Annotated in this window: 14 protein-coding genes; 7 read left to right on the top strand and 7 right to left on the bottom strand. The window is 57.0% G+C overall.

Going from position 1 to position 16,242, the window contains the following annotated elements:
• Positions 1-4: 4 nt before the first annotated feature.
• From ccoN to L991_RS07530, 6 genes are all read right to left on the bottom strand, one after another.
• Positions 5-1,426 carry a cytochrome-c oxidase, cbb3-type subunit I gene (gene ccoN, locus L991_RS07555; RefSeq protein WP_028448975.1) on the bottom strand — a complete coding sequence of 474 codons (1,422 nt, stop codon included), beginning with the start codon at positions 1,424-1,426 and terminating at the stop codon, positions 5-7.
• Positions 1,427-1,673: 247 nt separating this feature from the next.
• Positions 1,674-1,868 (bottom strand): cbb3-type cytochrome oxidase assembly protein CcoS, encoded by a 195-nt coding sequence (gene ccoS, locus L991_RS07550; RefSeq protein WP_028448976.1) that lies wholly within the window; start codon positions 1,866-1,868, stop codon positions 1,674-1,676.
• Positions 1,869-1,874: 6 nt separating this feature from the next.
• A complete protein-coding gene (locus L991_RS07545; protein WP_047393758.1) occupies positions 1,875-4,307 on the bottom strand; it encodes a heavy metal translocating P-type ATPase in 2,433 nt (810 codons plus the stop codon).
• Between the two features lie 85 nt (positions 4,308-4,392).
• Complete coding sequence (locus L991_RS07540) at positions 4,393-5,250, bottom strand: HDOD domain-containing protein (protein ID WP_047393756.1); 858 nt, start codon at positions 5,248-5,250, stop codon at positions 4,393-4,395.
• 75 nt (positions 5,251-5,325) lie between these two features.
• Positions 5,326-5,766: a SufE family protein gene (locus L991_RS07535; protein ID WP_051258703.1), complete on the bottom strand. Its 441-nt coding sequence runs from the start codon at positions 5,764-5,766 to the stop codon at positions 5,326-5,328.
• Positions 5,767-5,772: 6 nt separating this feature from the next.
• On the bottom strand, positions 5,773-6,981 hold the full coding sequence (locus L991_RS07530) for an aminotransferase class V-fold PLP-dependent enzyme (RefSeq protein ID WP_047393755.1): 1,209 nt from the start codon (positions 6,979-6,981) through the stop codon (positions 5,773-5,775).
• Between the two features lie 72 nt (positions 6,982-7,053).
• Here L991_RS07530 and nudB point away from each other — a divergent pair, with 72 nt between their 5' ends.
• From nudB to L991_RS07505, 5 genes are all read left to right on the top strand, one after another.
• Positions 7,054-7,497, top strand: a complete 444-nt coding sequence (gene nudB, locus L991_RS07525; protein ID WP_028448981.1) for a dihydroneopterin triphosphate diphosphatase — start codon at positions 7,054-7,056, stop codon at positions 7,495-7,497.
• Position 7,498: 1 nt separating this feature from the next.
• On the top strand, positions 7,499-8,275 hold the full coding sequence (locus tag L991_RS07520) for an endonuclease/exonuclease/phosphatase family protein (RefSeq protein WP_052190716.1): 777 nt from the start codon (positions 7,499-7,501) through the stop codon (positions 8,273-8,275).
• Positions 8,272-9,441 (top strand): cardiolipin synthase ClsB, encoded by a 1,170-nt coding sequence (clsB, locus tag L991_RS07515; protein ID WP_047393753.1) that lies wholly within the window; start codon positions 8,272-8,274, stop codon positions 9,439-9,441. The genes L991_RS07520 and clsB overlap by 4 nt, the downstream gene beginning before the upstream one ends.
• 325 nt (positions 9,442-9,766) lie before the next feature.
• Entirely contained in the window at positions 9,767-11,800 is a 2,034-nt protein-coding gene (locus tag L991_RS07510) for an NADPH-dependent 2,4-dienoyl-CoA reductase (RefSeq protein WP_052190751.1), read from the top strand.
• A 333-nt stretch (positions 11,801-12,133) separates the two neighbouring features.
• Positions 12,134-12,421, top strand: coding sequence for a hypothetical protein (locus tag L991_RS07505; protein WP_047393749.1), 288 nt, complete (start codon positions 12,134-12,136; stop codon positions 12,419-12,421).
• Between the two features lie 80 nt (positions 12,422-12,501).
• Here the strand turns inward: L991_RS07505 and L991_RS07500 are convergent, their stop codons facing one another.
• Positions 12,502-13,407 (bottom strand): recombination-associated protein RdgC, encoded by a 906-nt coding sequence (locus L991_RS07500; RefSeq protein WP_047393748.1) that lies wholly within the window; start codon positions 13,405-13,407, stop codon positions 12,502-12,504.
• Between the two features lie 128 nt (positions 13,408-13,535).
• Here L991_RS07500 and L991_RS07495 point away from each other — a divergent pair, with 128 nt between their 5' ends.
• Both L991_RS07495 and L991_RS07490 read left to right on the top strand, forming a co-directional pair.
• Positions 13,536-14,543, top strand: a complete 1,008-nt coding sequence (locus L991_RS07495) for an extracellular solute-binding protein (protein ID WP_047393746.1) — start codon at positions 13,536-13,538, stop codon at positions 14,541-14,543.
• Between the two features lie 102 nt (positions 14,544-14,645).
• A complete protein-coding gene (locus L991_RS07490; protein ID WP_047393744.1) occupies positions 14,646-16,241 on the top strand; it encodes an iron ABC transporter permease in 1,596 nt (531 codons plus the stop codon).
• The last annotated feature ends 1 nt before the right edge of the window (position 16,242 follow it).

Raw genomic sequence — 16,242 nt, 5'->3', positions numbered from 1 at the left:
CCAATCAGGCGTGTGCAGACACGGCTGGAATTTTTGCGTCAACCGCTTTGCCTTCAAACACGGTGCGCAGTACGTTGTACAGCATCAAGATCATGCCAGACAGGTACAGCAGGCCACCCAGGAAACGGATGAAGTAGTATGGGTAAGACGCTTTAACCGCATCGATGAAGGCGTAAGTCAGTGTGCCGTCGCTATTGATGGCGCGCCACATCAGGCCTTGAGTTACACCCGAAATCCACATTGAAGCGATGTACAGTACAACGCCCAAAGTAGCCATCCAGAAGTGGGTCTCGATCAGTTTTACCGACCACATTTGCTCACGACCAAACAGACGTGGGATCAGATAGTAGATCGAACCAATCGAAATCATCGCAACCCAGCCCAGAGCGCCAGAGTGTACGTGACCTACAGTCCAGTCGGTGTAGTGGCTCAGTGCATTCACCGATTTGATGGCCATCATCGGGCCTTCAAAGGTAGACATGCCGTAGAACGACAGCGCAGTCACCATGAATTTTAGGATCGGGTCAGTGCGCAGTTTGTGCCATGCGCCAGACAGCGTCATGATGCCGTTGATCATGCCACCCCAGCTTGGTGCCAGCAGAATCAGCGAGAACACCATGCCCAGCGATTGAGTCCAATCAGGCAGTGCGGTGTAGTGCAGGTGGTGCGGGCCGGCCCACATGTATGTGAAGATCAGCGCCCAGAAGTGCACGACAGACAAGCGGTATGAATAAACCGGACGACCCGCTTGTTTTGGTACGAAGTAGTACATCATGCCGAGGAAGGCGGCAGTCAGGAAGAAGCCTACGGCATTATGGCCATACCACCATTGCACCATGGCATCAACGGCGCCAGAGTAAGCTGAGTATGACTTCATGGCGGTCACTGGCATCGCGGCACTGTTTACCAGGTGCAGCAAGGCTACGGCCAAGATGAAGGCACCATAGAACCAGTTAGCAACGTAGATGTGCTTGATCTTGCGGATGGCGATCGTGCCAAAGAACACGATGGCATAAGCGACCCAAACCACAGTGATCAGAATATCGATGGGCCATTCCAACTCAGCGTATTCTTTACCGCTGGTGTAGCCCAGTGGCAAAGTGATGGCGGCCAGCACGATTACCAGTTGCCAACCCCAGAAGGTGAAGGCAGCCAGCTTATCGCTGATCAGTCGGACATTACAGGTGCGCTGTACGACATAGTATGAGGTTGCGAACAGTGCACAACCACCGAATGCAAAAATCACTGCATTGGTGTGAAGTGGACGCAGGCGACCAAAGTGTAGATAAGGTCCGATGTTCAGTTCCGGCCAGAACATCTGGGCCGCACAAATCACCCCGACCAGCATGCCGACAATGCCCCAGACGACCGTCATGATGGCAAATTGCCGCACCACTGTGTAATTGTATGTGGCTTGGTTTTCCATTACAGCGCTCCGATTGATCTCCAACTGCTTGGAATTAAAATTAAAATAAAGGCTTGAAAATTAAAAGCTAAACCTCATCTCTGTTTGGGTAAACGTTGATAAGGCTTATTCCACCTGGAAGAGAGCGCTCCCAGATGAGGTACAAAAAGTGCCTACTGGACTATACGCAGCGCCTGCGCCGCGCCACTTGATTTACATCAAGCGCACCCATCGACAATCAATGTTTATTTTACCTTGTTGTTTCAGGTCAGTCAGGGTTTTTTTCGCCGCCAGCTTGGCTTTGCGGCGCGCTCGGGTGGATCTGATCGTCGTCCTGCACGATGCGCCAACCTGGCCCTTCCAGATCATCAGATTGCCCGCTTTTAATAAACCACCAGAAAATCACGCCAATTCCGAGTGCAATTAATAGCGAGAGTGGAATTAGCAAATACAAGCTTTCCATTTGAATTTACTCGATTTTTTTCGCAGAGTTTGGCCGCACCAGGCGCAGTGCATTGCTCACCACCAGGAGTGAGCTCAGCGCCATGCCAAGACTGGCTAGCCATGGCGTCACGTAGCCGGCCACCGCTAAAGGCAGTGCAGCTAAATTGTAAAGCAGAGCCCAGGCTAGATTTTGGCGAATGATCTGCCGGGTTTTGCGTGCCAATTGCAGTGCGGGTGGCAAAATGGCGAGCTCATTATTTAACAGCACCATATCCCCGGCTGCTTGGGCAATGTCGACGCCGGCACCCATGGCGACTGATACATTGGCTAGCGCTAACACCGGCGCATCATTGACACCATCCCCCAGCATCAAGACTCGGTGCTCCTCAGCTTGTAATGCTTGGATGTAGCGCAGTTTATCGGCCGGCTGTGCACCGCCTTGCTGCTGCGCAATACCCAGTTGCTGCGCCACTTGCTGCACGATGGCAGGCGCATCGCCAGATAATAAATGCACGCGGTATCCTGCAGTTTGCAGCGCCTTGATCGTCTGGGCGGAAGTGTCGCGTAGTTGGTCGGCCAGCTCAAACACCGCCACGATGGTATTGGGGGTGGCCAGTACAATCTGCGTCGCGGCTGAGTCGCTTAAATCTGCGGTCGACAGGCCAGTTTGTGCGGCGATAAAGCGGGGCGAGCCGATCCAGTAATGCTGGCCTTGCACTTGTCCACTTAAGCCTCCGCCTGGATGGTTGTGAAATTCATGCACCGGCAAGGCTGGCTCTTGCGCGGGCAAAGCAAAAGCGCTGGCAATAGGATGCTCGGAATGGCTTTCTAGTGCAGCAGCAATTGCTAGTGCTGTGGTCTCGCTGCCGTGGCGCACATGGGTATGGATTAGTCGTGGTGTGCCATGGGTGAGCGTGCCCGTTTTGTCGAACACAATGTCGGTGATACTGGCGAGCTGTTCGAGGCTATTGCCGCGGGTAGTCAATAAGCCCAGCTGGGCCAGGTGCCCGGTGGCAGCGGTGAGCGCGGCCGGCGTGGCGAGCGATAAAGCGCAGGGGCAGGAAATCACCAGCACCGCCACTGTATAGGGTAGGGCATGTTGCGGGTCGTGAATGTGCCAATACAGGTAGCAGGCGGCCGCGATCAGCAGCAATATCACAATAAAATACCCGGCAATCCGGTCGGCTAGCTGGGCTAGGCGGGGCTTTTGCTGGGTAGCTTGATCGAGCAGGCGCACCATATGCCCAAGGCGCGTTTGGCTACCTACTTGGCTGACGGCCACGGTGAGGGCCGAATGTAGGTTTTGGCTGCCGGCAATGACATTGGCGCCAGCTGTTTTAGCCACGGGTCGGCTTTCGCCGCTGAGCATGGCTTCATTGCATTCGCTCTCGCCCTGAAGCACCACGCCATCCACCGGGATCGTTTCCCCAGCTTTCACCACAATCTGCTCGCTCGCTTGCAATTGGTACACCGCCACTTCTTCAAGCTGACCTGTGGCGGTGAGCCGATGCGCGAAAGCAGGCACGAGCTTAACGAGCATTTCCGCCGCTGCGCCGGCTTTGCGGCGGGCTTTAAATTCCAGATAACGCCCACCCAGCAGCAAAAACACAAACATCGACACCGAATCGAAGTAAATATCGCCGTGGCCGGTGATTAGCGCATACAGGCTGGCAAAAAAGGCCACCAGCACGCCAATGCTGACCGGTAAATCCATGCCCGCACGGCCATGGCGCAATTCGCGCCAGCTGTTCTGATAAAACGGCCAGCAAGAATACAGCACCACCGGCAAAGTCAGCAGCAGACTGCCCCAATGCAATAAATGCAGCCACTGGGCGTCAATCTCGCCTGCGGCGGAGGTGTAGATCGGCACCACAAACATCATCACCTGCATCATCGACAGGCCGGCCACCCATAGGCGCAGCAGCGCGCTTTTGCGCTCTTGTTGCCACTGCTGGTCGGCGCGCTGATGGTTGTAGGGGTGGGCGTGATAGCCAATCGCCGCGATGTGCTCAAGGATGGTCGAGAGCTGAACTTGGGTGTTGTTCCAGCGGACCCGCGCACGGTGCGTGCTGTAGTTGATCGACACCGATAACACACCGGGCAAGCGGGCTAAGTGCTGTTCATTCAGCCAAATACAGGCGGCACAGCTGATGCCTTCCAAAATTAACGCGGCCTCGCGCTCATCGCTACCTAGCTGTTCAACGAAATCCTGCTGCAGCTGATCATCATCATACAAGCGCAGTTGCGCGCGGATTTCGGCGGGCAAAGGCTCGTTGCGGCTAGCGGCTTCGGTGCGCTGGCTGTAGTAACTCTCCAGACCACTGCTGATAATCGTTTCGGCCACAGCCTGACAGCCGACACAGCAAGCCGGATGTTGTTGTTCGCGATAGCGAATCTGGAAAGGGCTTGGGCTGGGGCAAGGCTCGCCGCAGTGAAAGCAGGAAGTCGTGTCGTTCATGGCGTGCTATTGTACTGCGAAATAGCCGGCGACGGGCGGTGCTGGGGTATCAGGCTGTAGCTTGAGCGTGATGAGCCTTTGCAGGCTATACATGGGTATGTAATAGGATAGAGACTTCGTCTACGATGTCTTCGTATTCTTCCAGCTTAAGCGCGAGGTGATCGAGTAGTACCGGCTCGATGGTGCGCCACTCGACATGCTCGAACTGCTCGATATTCATTTTGAGAATATGTTCGGCCAAGCCGGTCAGCGCGATCAGGGTGCAGATGTGATGCCACTGCGGGCTATGGCGATGCGCAAAGACTTCGAAATCATGATGATTCAAAATCGCCAGTTGCATATCTTCGGGCAGATACCAGGCGCGGCTGAGCAGATAGCCGACCACATTGTGATTGGTTTGGTAGATTTTATCTTCGTGCGCAATAAACTCGGCCCGGCTCATACGCTCGCCGCGCTGTAGGGTGCGCACATAATTTGAATAGCGCGCCGCCATCACGGCTTTGCCGCAACCACGAAATAGCCCAAAGGTGTAAGCCTCTTCGGCCTGAATGCCATGCACCCGGCTGGCCAGCTGGCTGGCGATCATCGCAGTTTGCGTGGCCTGATCCCAAAACAGGGCCATCCGTTCGCTTTGCTTGGGATCGAGAGTTTGTTTGAGGACCAAGCCTTCCAAAATGGTGCAGATATTGCGTAAACCTAATAACTGCAAGGCTTGATCGACTGAGGTGATTTTCTGGGTGAGCTGGTAAAACGGTGAATTTACGGCCTTGAGCATGGCCAGCGAGAGGGTGAGATCGTGGTTGATCAGGCGGCCGATCTCGCCAAAATCTGGGTCGCTACTCTGCTGGGCTGCCTGCAGGGCATCCAGAATGGCGGGCCGCGGCGGAATCACCAGATTGCGCAGCAGTTGCTCAGATTCAACATTCGGCAATTCACGTAGCATGGGTGTGCCTTCCAACAGATTGTCTTCAATTTAGCAGCCCGCTGGCCGAAATTAAATGCCCATGCTGGAAAAAACTTACTGGCGTTGCTTTTCGATGGTTTGCACAATCGCGCGCAGTCCATTGCCACGGCTCGCCGTCAGAAAGCGTTGCATGCCTCGCGCTTGCAGCCAGCCTTCAAAATCAAAGGTTTGTACGGCATTGGTGGGTTGGTGGTGATAGGCCGTGAGCACCAGTGCCAGCAGGCCTTTGACGATGCGTGAATCACTATCGGCGGCGACTTGCCAGTGGCCGTCGGCGCTGCGGTCTTGGCGTAGCCAGACCTGACTTTCGCAGCCGCTCACCTTGCAGTCGGCGGTTTTATATTCCGCCGGCCAATCGGGGAGTTGGCGCGATAGTTGCACCAAAAGGCGGTTTTTCGCTTCCCAGCTGGCAGCCGCATCGAGGGTCGCGGCCAGCTGCGTCAGGGTGATGGTTTGGCCAAATGGGTGGGCCAATAGCTCGGTAGGGATCATCATGGCGCCTTAATTGAGCATCTCTAAAGTCTCGGCCAGCACTGCCAGGCAGCGTGCCACATCGTCGGCGGTGTTGTAGGCGGCCAGCGAGATCCGCAGGCTGCTACTAATGCCCAAGGCCTGTTGCAAAGGCTGGGCGCAATGATGGCCGACCCGCACCGCAATCTGCTGTGCATCTAAAAACTGTGCGACGTCATAAGGGTGAACGTGGCCAAAGGTCAGCGCCGATAGGCTCAGTTTATGCGTCGCCTGCCCATGGATCACCACCCCGGGTATCGCGCGCAAGCCATCTTCCAGCTGTTGATGCAGGGCGGTTTCATGCGCCAGCAAGGCGGTGCGATCTTGTTGCGCCAGCCACGTTAGCGCCGCGGCCAGCCCCACTGCTTGCGCGATTGGCGGGGTGCCGGCTTCCAGATGCCCGGGTGGCGCGGCATAGCGGGTGCCGCTAAATGCAACCGTCTCAATCATCTCGCCACCGCCTTGCCACGGGGGTATACGCTGCAAAAGCTGATTACGGATATGTGCTACGCCAATACCCGTGGGGGCATACACTTTATGCCCGGAAAAAACATACATATCGCAGCCCAAAGCCTGCACATCGACCGGCAAATGGGCGACCGCCTGCGCGCCATCGACCGCGGTCAGGCAATTATGCTGGCGTGACATGTCACAGATGGTTTGAATGTCCTGAATACTGCCAATCGCGTTGGAAGCATGGCTGATTGCCAGCAGGCGGGCGCGTGGGCGAGCCAGTAATGTGGCCAGCTCCGTGAGATCAATCTCGCCGCTGTCGGTAATGCCCAGTGGCATGAGGCTCAGCTGACGGCGCTCGGCCAGCATTTGCCAGGGCACCAGATTGGCATGATGCTCCAAGGTGCTGACAATGATTTCATCACCGGGCGAGAGCAACATGCCGACGGTGTTGGCGAGTAAATTCAGCGCCTCGGTGGCGCCACGGGTGAAAATGATTTCGTCGCTGCTGGCGGCATTTAAAAATCGCGCCACAGTGTCGCGCGCGCCTTCATAAGCCTCGGTGGCGGCCACCGCCAAACGATGCGCGCCGCGATGCACATTGGCATTGCTGGTTTCGTAATACGCACGCTCGGCATCCAGCACACAGCGGGGCTTTTGCGTAGTGGCGGCGTTATCGAGGTAGATCAATTCCGGGTAGTGGCCCAACAGGGGGAATTGCTGCTTGAAGGCGGCAACGTCAAACATAGGCAAGAAAGGCTAGAGGGATTAAGTAGCGATTGTATAATGCCAGCTCCTGATCTGCCGAATAAAAGCCCCATGCCTTATAAACAGCCGGTATCCATCCTGTTGATCATCCATACGCCTGACTTGCAGGTGCTCTTGCTCGAACGCAATGATTTTCCCGATGCCTGGCAATCGGTCACCGGTAGTCGCGAAGGCGACGAAGCCTTGCGCGATACGGCCTGCCGCGAATTGTGGGAAGAAACCGGTATTCGTGTTGACCCAAGCCAGATTGTGGATTGGCAACAACAGCATGATTTCGAGATTTTTGAAGTTTGGCGCCATCGTTACGCCCCGGGTGTAACGCACAATACCGAGCATGTATTCAGTGTTGAGCTACCCGCCATCTGCGACGTGGCCATGGCGCCGGGCGAGCATCGACGCTTTCGCTGGGTGGGTTGGGAGCAAGCGGCCGAGATGGTGTTTTCGCCCTCCAATGCCGAAGCGCTGCGTGAATTACCGAGCCGGGTAGGCGCCTAAGATGCTGGCCACTGCCGCGCCCAGCGCTCCGCGCCAGCTCGTCGTGGCCAGTTACAATATCCATAAAGGCTTTTCGCCACTCAATGCCCGGCTGGTGCTGCATGATGTGCGCCATGCACTGAATCAGCTGGCGCCAGATCTGGTGTTTTTGCAGGAAGTGCAGGGCCAGCATGCGCGGCATTCGCAGCGCTTTGCCACCTGGCAAAATGCCCAGCACGAATACCTTGCCGGCGACAGCCTGCATAGCGCCTATGGGGGCAACGCCCATTACCGCTTGGGCCATCATGGCAATGCGCTGTTATCGCGTTTTCCGATTGCGGCGGCTGAAAATGTCAGCCTAACCCTGCATCGTTTTGAGCAGCGCGGCGTGCTGCATTGCCAGCTCAGCATTCCGCACTGGGATACCCCTTTGCATGCGCTGTGTGTGCATCTGAATTTGCGCGCCACCGACCGGCGCAAGCAAGTGCAGCTATTGGCGAGCTACGCCCGTAGCGCGATAGCCTCGAATGAACCTCTGCTGCTGGCCGGTGACTTTAATGACTGGCGCGGCGAGCTCAGCAGCATGCTGGCAGCTGAGCTGGGCGTACATGAGGCCTTTGAGGCACTGCATGGCGCACCGGCGCGCAGTTTTCCGGTGCGCTGGCCCTTGCTGACTCTTGATCGGATTTATCTGCGCGGCTTTCAGGTGCAGCGGGCCGAGGTATTGTCCGGTGCGCCGTGGCGGCAGCTGTCTGATCATGCGCCGCTATACACCATTTTGCAGGGGCTAACGCCATGAAACGCCCACCGCTACGCGAGAATAATCAGGTCAAATTATTACGCAATGGCGGTGAGTTTTTTCCGCTGTTGCTGCGGCAGATTGCCGCCGCCGAGCGCGAAGTGCTGCTGGAAAGCTATATCTTTGCCAGCGACGAAATTGGCCGCAGCGTGCTGGAGGCTTTATGCGCCGCCGCACAGCGTGGGGTGCTCGTGCGGGTCTTGCTGGATGGGTTTGGCGCACGGGATTTACCGGCCCACTGGCGGGCCGAACTCAAAACCGCTGGCGTGCAGCTGCTATTTTTCCGCCCGGAGGTGGAGCGCTTTGCGCTTAATCGCGCCCGTTTGCGGCGTATGCATCGCAAATTATCCTGCTTTGATGGCCGCATTGCGCTGGTGGGGGGCATTAACATCATTAGCGACTTTGATGAGCCTCATCTGGCGCCGCGCTACGATTACGCCGTGCAGCTGATAGGCCCGGTGGTGAACGATGTGCGCGCTGCCTTGCAACATGAGTGGCAGCACAGTGCGTGGGCGCAGCTCAAGCGCAAATGGGCCAATCGCTTGACGCTAGATACCCCAGTTGAGTATGTCGGCGCAACGCCGATTCAGTTTGTTACCCGTGACAATACCCGCAATCGAAATGCCATCGAGCAGGCCTATCTGCACCGCATCGAAGCCGCGCAGCAGGAAATCGTGATTGCCAATGCCTATTTTTTGCCTGGCCGGCGGATTCGCCAAGCGCTGTTGCAGGCGGCGCGACGGGGGGTGGCGGTGATTTTGCTGCTGCAAGATGAGCGTGATCACGCGCTGCTGCAGTATGCCAGCTGGGCGTTTTACCGCCCGCTGGTAGCTGCGGGGGTTGAGATTTACCACTACAAGGCCGGTTTCATGCATGCCAAGGTGGCGGTCTTTGATGGCGAGTGGGCCACGGTGGGCTCAAGCAATATCGACCCGTTTAGCCTGATGCTGGCGCGCGAAGCCAATGTGTTTATCCACGATGCGCACTTTGCACAAACCCTCAGGCATGACATCCAGCGGCATCTGGTGCGCGATGCACAGGCGATTTTGCCGCAACATATTCAGCGCGCCGGTTTTGGCTTGCGCACCTTGGTGTGGGGCGCATTTGCCTTGGTGCGCCTATTGTTGGGGGTGACGGGCTATGGCGGGCGCAAGTATTTGGAATAAACGAAAAAGAGCCTCGACTGGTTTCAATCACACTCGCTCTACTTGCGACAGGAGGAAACCAGCCAAGGCTCAAGTAAATATTTACTCACCGAGCACGATATTGTCAAAGACAATACGACTAGGCGTGGGGAATAAGCGTCTGGACTGAGCGCTCACCGTGACAGCTGCATCTAATCCGCCACAACTTCGGCGTAGTCATTTCAAGCTAACTACACTCATTTCAAGCGCATTGGCCATCTTGCGGGTCTTACCGTCTTGCCGGATGGCGCAAAATGCGGCAGATTGCAGCGTATTGTTTAAACGATCGTTTGAAAGTGAGGCTTGCATGACTAGCTTTTCGTCGCCATCGTCGCCCGCGGCCACGCCGTATCCGCATTTATTCGCCCAGCTTGATTTGGGCTTCACCCAGCTGCGTAACCGCACCGTGATGGGTTCGATGCATACCGGGCTGGAAGAATGGCCCGATGCGCCTGAACGACTAGCGGCCTTTTATGGTGAGCGCGCTGCGGCCGGAGTAGGGCTGATCGTGACGGGCGGGGTGTCTCCTAATCGCGCTGGCTGTGGCTACGAAGGCGCGGCCATGCTCACAGAGGTGGCGCAGCTACCGCGCCATACGCCTGTTACTGCTGCAGTCCACGCCGCTGGCGGCAAGATTGCTTTGCAGCTCTTGCACACTGGCCGCTATGCCTATCACAGCGAATCGGTCAGCGCTTCGGCCATCTGCTCGCCGATAACCCCGTTTACCCCGCATGCACTCAGCGAGGACGAAATTGCGCAAACCATCGCCGATTTCGCCCGCGCCGCGCAGCTGGCCCAGCAGGCGGGCTATGACGGGGTGGAGATCATGGGCAGTGAAGGCTATCTGATCAATCAGTTTTTGGTGCGGCGTACCAATCAGCGTAGCGACGATTGGGGCGGCAGCCTCGCTAATCGGCAGCGGCTGGCGCTCGAGATTGTACGCGCGGTGCGCACAGCGGTCGGGGCAGAATTCATTATTATTTTCCGCATTTCGCTGCTGGATCTGGTGGAAGATGGCGGCACACTGGAAGAGGCGATTTCGCTGGCCCAAGCGCTAGAAGACGCAGGAGTTACGATTTTGAATACGGGGATCGGCTGGCACGAAGCGCGGGTGCCCACCATTGCCGCGGTGGTGCCGCGCGGCGGGTTTAGCTGGGTGTCGCGCGCCATCAAGCCGCATCTGCGGGTGCCGCTGATTGCCGTGAATCGCATTAATACCCCGGAAATTGCCGAGCAAATCCTTGCCGCTGGCGACGCAGATTTGGTGTCGCTGGCGCGCCCCTTATTGGCGGATGGGGAGTATGTGCTCAAAGCCCAGACTGGGCGTGCCTTAGAGATCAATACCTGCATAGCCTGTAATCAGGCTTGCCTTGATCATGTATTTGAAGGACAGCCTGCATCCTGTTTGGTCAATCCGCGCGCCTGTCGCGAGATTGAGTTCCCCGCTCAGCGCGCAGCCCAGCAGCGGCGAGTGGCGGTAATTGGCGCGGGCCCGGCGGGGCTGTCGTGCGCGCTAACGGCCGCGCAGCGTGGGCATGCCGTGACTTTATTCGAGGCCAGCGATCATTTGGGCGGGCAGTTTGCCTTGGCGCAGCGTGTGCCGGCCAAGTATGAATTTGCCGAAACTCTGCGCTATTTCCAGCAGCAGTTGGCGCTGACTGGCGTAGACATTCGCCTCAATACCCGCATTCAGTCCGCGGCCGAACTGGCCGGCTTTGATGAAGTGGTACTCGCCACCGGTGTACAGCCTCGCGTGCTGGATTTGCCGGGCGCCGAGCATCCGATGGTGGTGAGTTACGCCGATTTGCTGGCCGGCAAAGTCGCGCCCGCCGCGCGGGTCGCGATTATTGGCGCGGGCGGGATTGGCGTGGATGTCGCTGATTTGCTGCTGCACGGTACGGCAACTGATTATTTGCAGGCCTGGGGCATTGATGTCAGTTTGCAGGCTGTGGGTGGCTTGGTGCCGCCCGCGGCGGCGCCGGCCCAGCGCGAAATCTGGCTGTTGCAGCGCAAAGCTGGCAAGCCTGGCGCCGGGCCGGGCAAGACCACCGGCTGGATTCACCGACTGAATCTGCAGCGCCATGGCGTGCATTTGCTGGGCAATGTGCGCTATCTGCAGATTGACGATGCGGGCCTGCACATTGAAGTGAAGGGCGAGCGCCAGCTAATCCCCTGCCAGCAAGTGGTGGTGTGTGCCGGGCAAGAATCAATAAATGACCTGTATTCCGTACTGCAAGCAGCCGGCTTGCGCGTGCATCTGATTGGCGGGGCAGAAAAGGCTGGCGAGCTAGACGCCAAGCGTGCCATTCGGCAAGGGTTTGAGCTGGCCTGGTCGTTTTAAACGGAGCGTCAGCTTGCCCGACTGATGGCAGGCTGACGAGCGGTGAAATTTGCCGCTCGTGCAGAATCTGACGAGTTTCGTCATAAATGGTCTGCAGGGGTGTTGGCTTGTACGCACAACGCCACAAACCGCGTACCTTTGTTGCAGCGCGGAATAACTAGGGTTTAGCAGGATTCGGTGAGTTACAGAGCAGGTTTTATGCCAACGGCAACTGGTGTTAGGCTGGCTTACGTAAGGCCAGCCAGCGTGGTGTGACCGTTTAGCGGTGATCTTGCTCAGCGAGCAGGCGTGTTTCTATCGTGGCCGTATGTTTTTCGCATATGGAGTCTCACGATGAAAACCTTATTTGCTTTTGGCCTACTGGCGGCCATGCTTAGTCCCGCCGTGGCTGGCGCCAATAGCTGCAGCGAACAAGTGCAAGCGGTCAAAGCCGAGATGGCCACAGGTCACTATGATTTGCAGCTGCGGCGCAAGGTGAATTCGCAGCTTGAACCTTTACTTAAGCCGCGCAAGGATTTAGGCCCAATCAATGAAGACTATTGCCGCAAAGAGGTAGATGCAGCGCGCTCGCTACTCAGTGGCAATCCGCGCCAGACTAGCTTGCAAGTGGCCCAGCGCTAATTAAAAAGCCCTGCCAATACCTGTGTGGGTATATGTTGCAGGGCTTTTTCTTATGCTGCTTCTAGGGCTATACCCCGGGTTTATTCGCGTTCGCCACCTAGGGCCGCCAAGAGCTCAGGAATAAAGCCACGCAGCTCACCCACCAGCAGCGCAAATTGCGATTCAAACAGTGCATCTTGCGTTTCGGCATCCATGTCTTTGAGCTCGTCTTTCAGCACATCCAGCATCGCCAGCGATTTGATTTCCAGCGCTTCGGTCAGGGTGAAGGTCAGCCGTTCGCCAAAAGCCAGGCTCAAGCGGGTGGCGATTTTGCCGGTGTCCAGATGCTGGCGCACTTCGGGGCAATCCATGACTTGCCGTTTAAAGCGGGCAATCGAGCCTTCGTCTCCCGGGGCTTTAAGCTCAGCATCTTGGCCAAGGCTCAGGGCATCGGGTGGCGTGGTCGTTAGCCAATCGGTCATAGCGGCGGCGGGGCTGATTTCGGTATCAATCAGCCGCGTGGGCAGGCTGCCCAAGGTATCGCGCAGGGTACTCAGTAAAAACTCGGCTTTCGCGGCGCTCGCAGCATCCACTAAAACCAGCCCTTGCTCTAGATCGATCAAGGCGCGCTGCACGCGCGAGCGGGTAAAGGCGCGCGGGGTGAGCTCTTCCACAATGCGGTCTTTCAGCTCGCGCTGTTCTTTGCGACCGACTTTGCGGTTTTCACTGGCTTCGATTTGCTGCACACGATAATCCAGCTCATCTTTGATTACGGCTGCGGGCAGAACTTTTTCTTCGCTTTTTAGCGCGACCAGCACGGCATCTTGTCGCGCGAGGGCGTAGCTTTCAGGCTCGTGGCGTGCCGGTGGCACCCAGCCATGCGATTCCATGTCCATGCTGCCGCAGGGGACAAAAGGGCGCTTGGCCAGTTCTTGCTGAATGCTGTCTGCTTGCAGCGCGTGTTCGGTGGCCAGACGATAAATTTGCAGGTTACGGAACCAAAGCATGCGTTCACTCTCAATAAGGGGTCGCTGATTGTACCGCCGGGGGCGGAGCGGCAAAACTCTTTTATGTATTTGAGAATGATTCTGCTTTAACTGTATAATGCGAATACTTCTTGTTAAGGACTCACGCAATGAAACGTCTCACCTTGTCTGTCTTAGCAATGTCGCTGTTGGCCGGTTGGGCCCACGCGGAAACTGTGACTGTCTACTCATCGCGCAATGAACAGCTGATCAAGCCGCTGTTTGATGCCTACACCAAAGAAACCGGCGTAGAAGTCAAAGTGCTGACCGACAAGGAAGGCCCATTGCTAGCCCGCCTGCAAGCCGAAGGCAGCAACACCCCAGCCGACATGCTGATCACGGTGGATGCCGGCAATCTGTGGCAGGCCAGCAATATGGGCTTGCTGAAAACCTTTAATTCCAAAGTAGTGAACGAGAATATTCCAGCGCATTTGCGTGATCCGCGCGGGCAGTGGACAGGTCTTTCGGTGCGTGCGCGCACCATGGTTTACAACCCAAGCCTGATCAAAGCCGAGCAACTCTCGACCTATGAAGATCTGGCCGATCCAAAGTTCAAAGGCAAGTTGTGCCTGCGTACCAGCAAAAAGGTCTACAACCAATCGCTGGTGGGCATGATGATCGCCCAGCAAGGTGAAGCCAAAACCGAACAAGTCGTACGCGGCTGGGTCGCGAATCTGGCAACCGATGTCTTTGCGGATGACACCAAGCTTATCGAAGCGGTGGCCGCAGGCCAATGCGCGGTGGGTATTGTTAATACCTACTATCTGGGCCGGATTCTGGATAAATTGCCGGCGGATAAACGCGAAGCGTATCCGGCTAAACTCTTCTGGGCGAACCAGAAAACCAACGGCGTGCACGTGAATATCTCGGGTGCGGGCATTACCCGCTTTGCCAAAAACGAAGCGGGCGCGCTTAAATTGATCGAGTGGTTGTCGTCGGATAAAGCGCAAAACCTGTATGCCGACAAAGATCTGGAATTCCCGGCTAACCCGAAAATCAAAGCCGATGTGATCGTAAGCAGCTGGGGCCCATTCAAGCAAAACCTGATCAATATGGCCAAAGCGGGCGAGCTGCAAGGCAAAGCTGTGCAGCTGATGGATCGCGCAGGCTACAAATAAGCTAGAATCGGTGTGGTGCACTGAGGTGCGCCCATTGAATGCCACAGGGGCAGCCGGCGAAAGTCGGGTCTGCCCTTCGTTTTTTCATCTCTGATCACGCTTATGTCCAAACACTCCTGGCGCGGTGCCGTGCTGGCCTTGCCGATTGCTTTGCTCACCTTGATTCCACTATTGGTGGTGTTGGCATCCTTTCTGCATCCGCAACCAGAAATCTGGGCCCATCTGGGCCAATATGTGTTGCCTGATGTGCTGCGCAATACCGCGATCTTGCTATTTGGCGTGGGCTTTGGGGTGTTGCTGCTGGGCGTGCCGCTGGCCTGGCTCACGGCCGTATGCGAGTTTCCTGGCCGCCGCTGGCTCAGTTGGGCGCTGATGTTGCCGCTGGCGATGCCCGCTTATGTGTTGGCCTTTGTGCAGGTCGGCTTGCTGGATTTCACCGGGCCGGTGCAGACGCTATTGCGCGAGCTGACGGGTGACAGTAGCTGGTTTCCGCGCATCCGCTCCACCGGCGGTGTGGTGCTGGTGCTGACGCTGGCGTTTTATCCTTATGTTTATTTGCTAGCGCGCAATGCCTTTCTCACCCAGGGCAAGCGCGCGCTTGAAGCCGCGCAAATGCTGGGCTATTCCCGCCCGGCGGGGTTTTGGAAAGTGGCGCTGCCCATGGCGCGGCCATGGCTGATTGGCGGGCTCACGCTGGCACTGATGGAAACCTTGGCTGATTTCGGTACGGTGTCGGTATTTAATTTTGATACCTTCACTACCGCGATTTACAAATCCTGGTTTTCTTTGTTTAACCTCACTGCGGCTTCGCAGCTAGCCTCACTCCTGGTGTTATTTGTGCTGGTGCTGGTGTTGGTGGAGCAACGTGCACGCGGCGCGCGAGCCTATCATGGGCGTATTGTGGCGGCCGAGCGCATTGTGCTCACCGGTTGGTCGCGCCCGGCGGCCACACTATTTTGCCTCGCAGTACTGGCGATGGCTTTTGTGATTCCGCTCTTGCAACTCTTGATCTGGGCCTACAGCGTACTCGCCACCGATCTGGATGCGCGGTACTGGGGTTTTACGCTGCGCTCGATGTTGATTTCCTTAGCGGCGGCGCTGGTGGTGAGTGTGCTGGCGCTGGTGTTGGTGCTGCTGCAGCGCCACTCTGCGAGCCGCGCCACACGCTTGACTGTGCAGTTGGCGACATTAGGCTATGCCGTGCCGGGCACGGTGCTGGCGGTGGGGGTGTTTGTACCGATCGCCTGGCTGGATAATCTGCTGCTGCCTTATGCCCATGCCTTGGGTTATGAGGGCTTTCAAATACTCAAAGGCTCGGTAGCGGTGATGCTGCTGGCGCTGGGCGCGCGTTTTATGGCCGTGGCCTTTCAGCCGCTGGAAAGCGCGATGCAGCGGGTTAGCCGCAATCAGGAAGACGCCGCTCGCTCGCTCGGTTTATCCAATCGCCAGCTCACCTGGCGGCTGCATTTGCCGATGCTGCGTGGCGGGGCGCTCACCGCGGTGTTGATGTGCTTTGTGGATGTAATGAAAGAAATGCCCATCACGCTAATGACCCGCCCCTTTGGCTGGGAAACTCTGGCGGTGCGCGTGTTTGAAATGACTTCGGAAGGCATGTGGGCCAATGCTGCACTGCCCAGTTTAATGATTGTGTTGACCGGGCTACTCCCGGTCATCCTGCTGGTACGAAAAGCGGAATAAG

Origin of the sequence: Chitinibacter sp. ZOR0017, from assembly GCF_000799095.1 — a bacterium.
Taxonomy (GTDB): Bacteria; Pseudomonadota; Gammaproteobacteria; order Burkholderiales; family Chitinibacteraceae; genus Chitinibacter; species Chitinibacter tainanensis.
Note: the sequence above shows the minus strand (reverse complement) of the source record. Positions and strands in the feature narration are given on the sequence as shown.

Bases quoted from the DNA above. Each gene is read 5' to 3' on its own strand.
- ccoS (WP_028448976.1), bottom strand. From the start codon at position 1,868: ATGGAAAGCTTGTATTTGCTAATTCCACTCTCGCTATTAATTGCACTC.
- ccoN (WP_028448975.1), bottom strand. From the start codon at position 1,426: ATGGAAAACCAAGCCACATACAATTACACAGTGGTGCGGCAATTTGCC.
- L991_RS07500 (WP_047393748.1), bottom strand. From the start codon at position 13,407: ATGCTTTGGTTCCGTAACCTGCAAATTTATCGTCTGGCCACCGAACAC.
- L991_RS07490 (WP_047393744.1), top strand. From the start codon at position 14,646: ATGTCCAAACACTCCTGGCGCGGTGCCGTGCTGGCCTTGCCGATTGCT.
- L991_RS07520 (WP_052190716.1), top strand. From the start codon at position 7,499: ATGCTGGCCACTGCCGCGCCCAGCGCTCCGCGCCAGCTCGTCGTGGCC.
- clsB (WP_047393753.1), top strand. From the start codon at position 8,272: ATGAAACGCCCACCGCTACGCGAGAATAATCAGGTCAAATTATTACGC.
- L991_RS07510 (WP_052190751.1), top strand. From the start codon at position 9,767: ATGACTAGCTTTTCGTCGCCATCGTCGCCCGCGGCCACGCCGTATCCG.
- nudB (WP_028448981.1), top strand. From the start codon at position 7,054: ATGCCTTATAAACAGCCGGTATCCATCCTGTTGATCATCCATACGCCT.
- L991_RS07495 (WP_047393746.1), top strand. From the start codon at position 13,536: ATGAAACGTCTCACCTTGTCTGTCTTAGCAATGTCGCTGTTGGCCGGT.
- L991_RS07530 (WP_047393755.1), bottom strand. From the start codon at position 6,981: ATGTTTGACGTTGCCGCCTTCAAGCAGCAATTCCCCCTGTTGGGCCAC.
- L991_RS07545 (WP_047393758.1), bottom strand. From the start codon at position 4,307: ATGAACGACACGACTTCCTGCTTTCACTGCGGCGAGCCTTGCCCCAGC.
- L991_RS07540 (WP_047393756.1), bottom strand. From the start codon at position 5,250: ATGCTACGTGAATTGCCGAATGTTGAATCTGAGCAACTGCTGCGCAAT.
- L991_RS07535 (WP_051258703.1), bottom strand. From the start codon at position 5,766: ATGATGATCCCTACCGAGCTATTGGCCCACCCATTTGGCCAAACCATC.
- L991_RS07505 (WP_047393749.1), top strand. From the start codon at position 12,134: ATGAAAACCTTATTTGCTTTTGGCCTACTGGCGGCCATGCTTAGTCCC.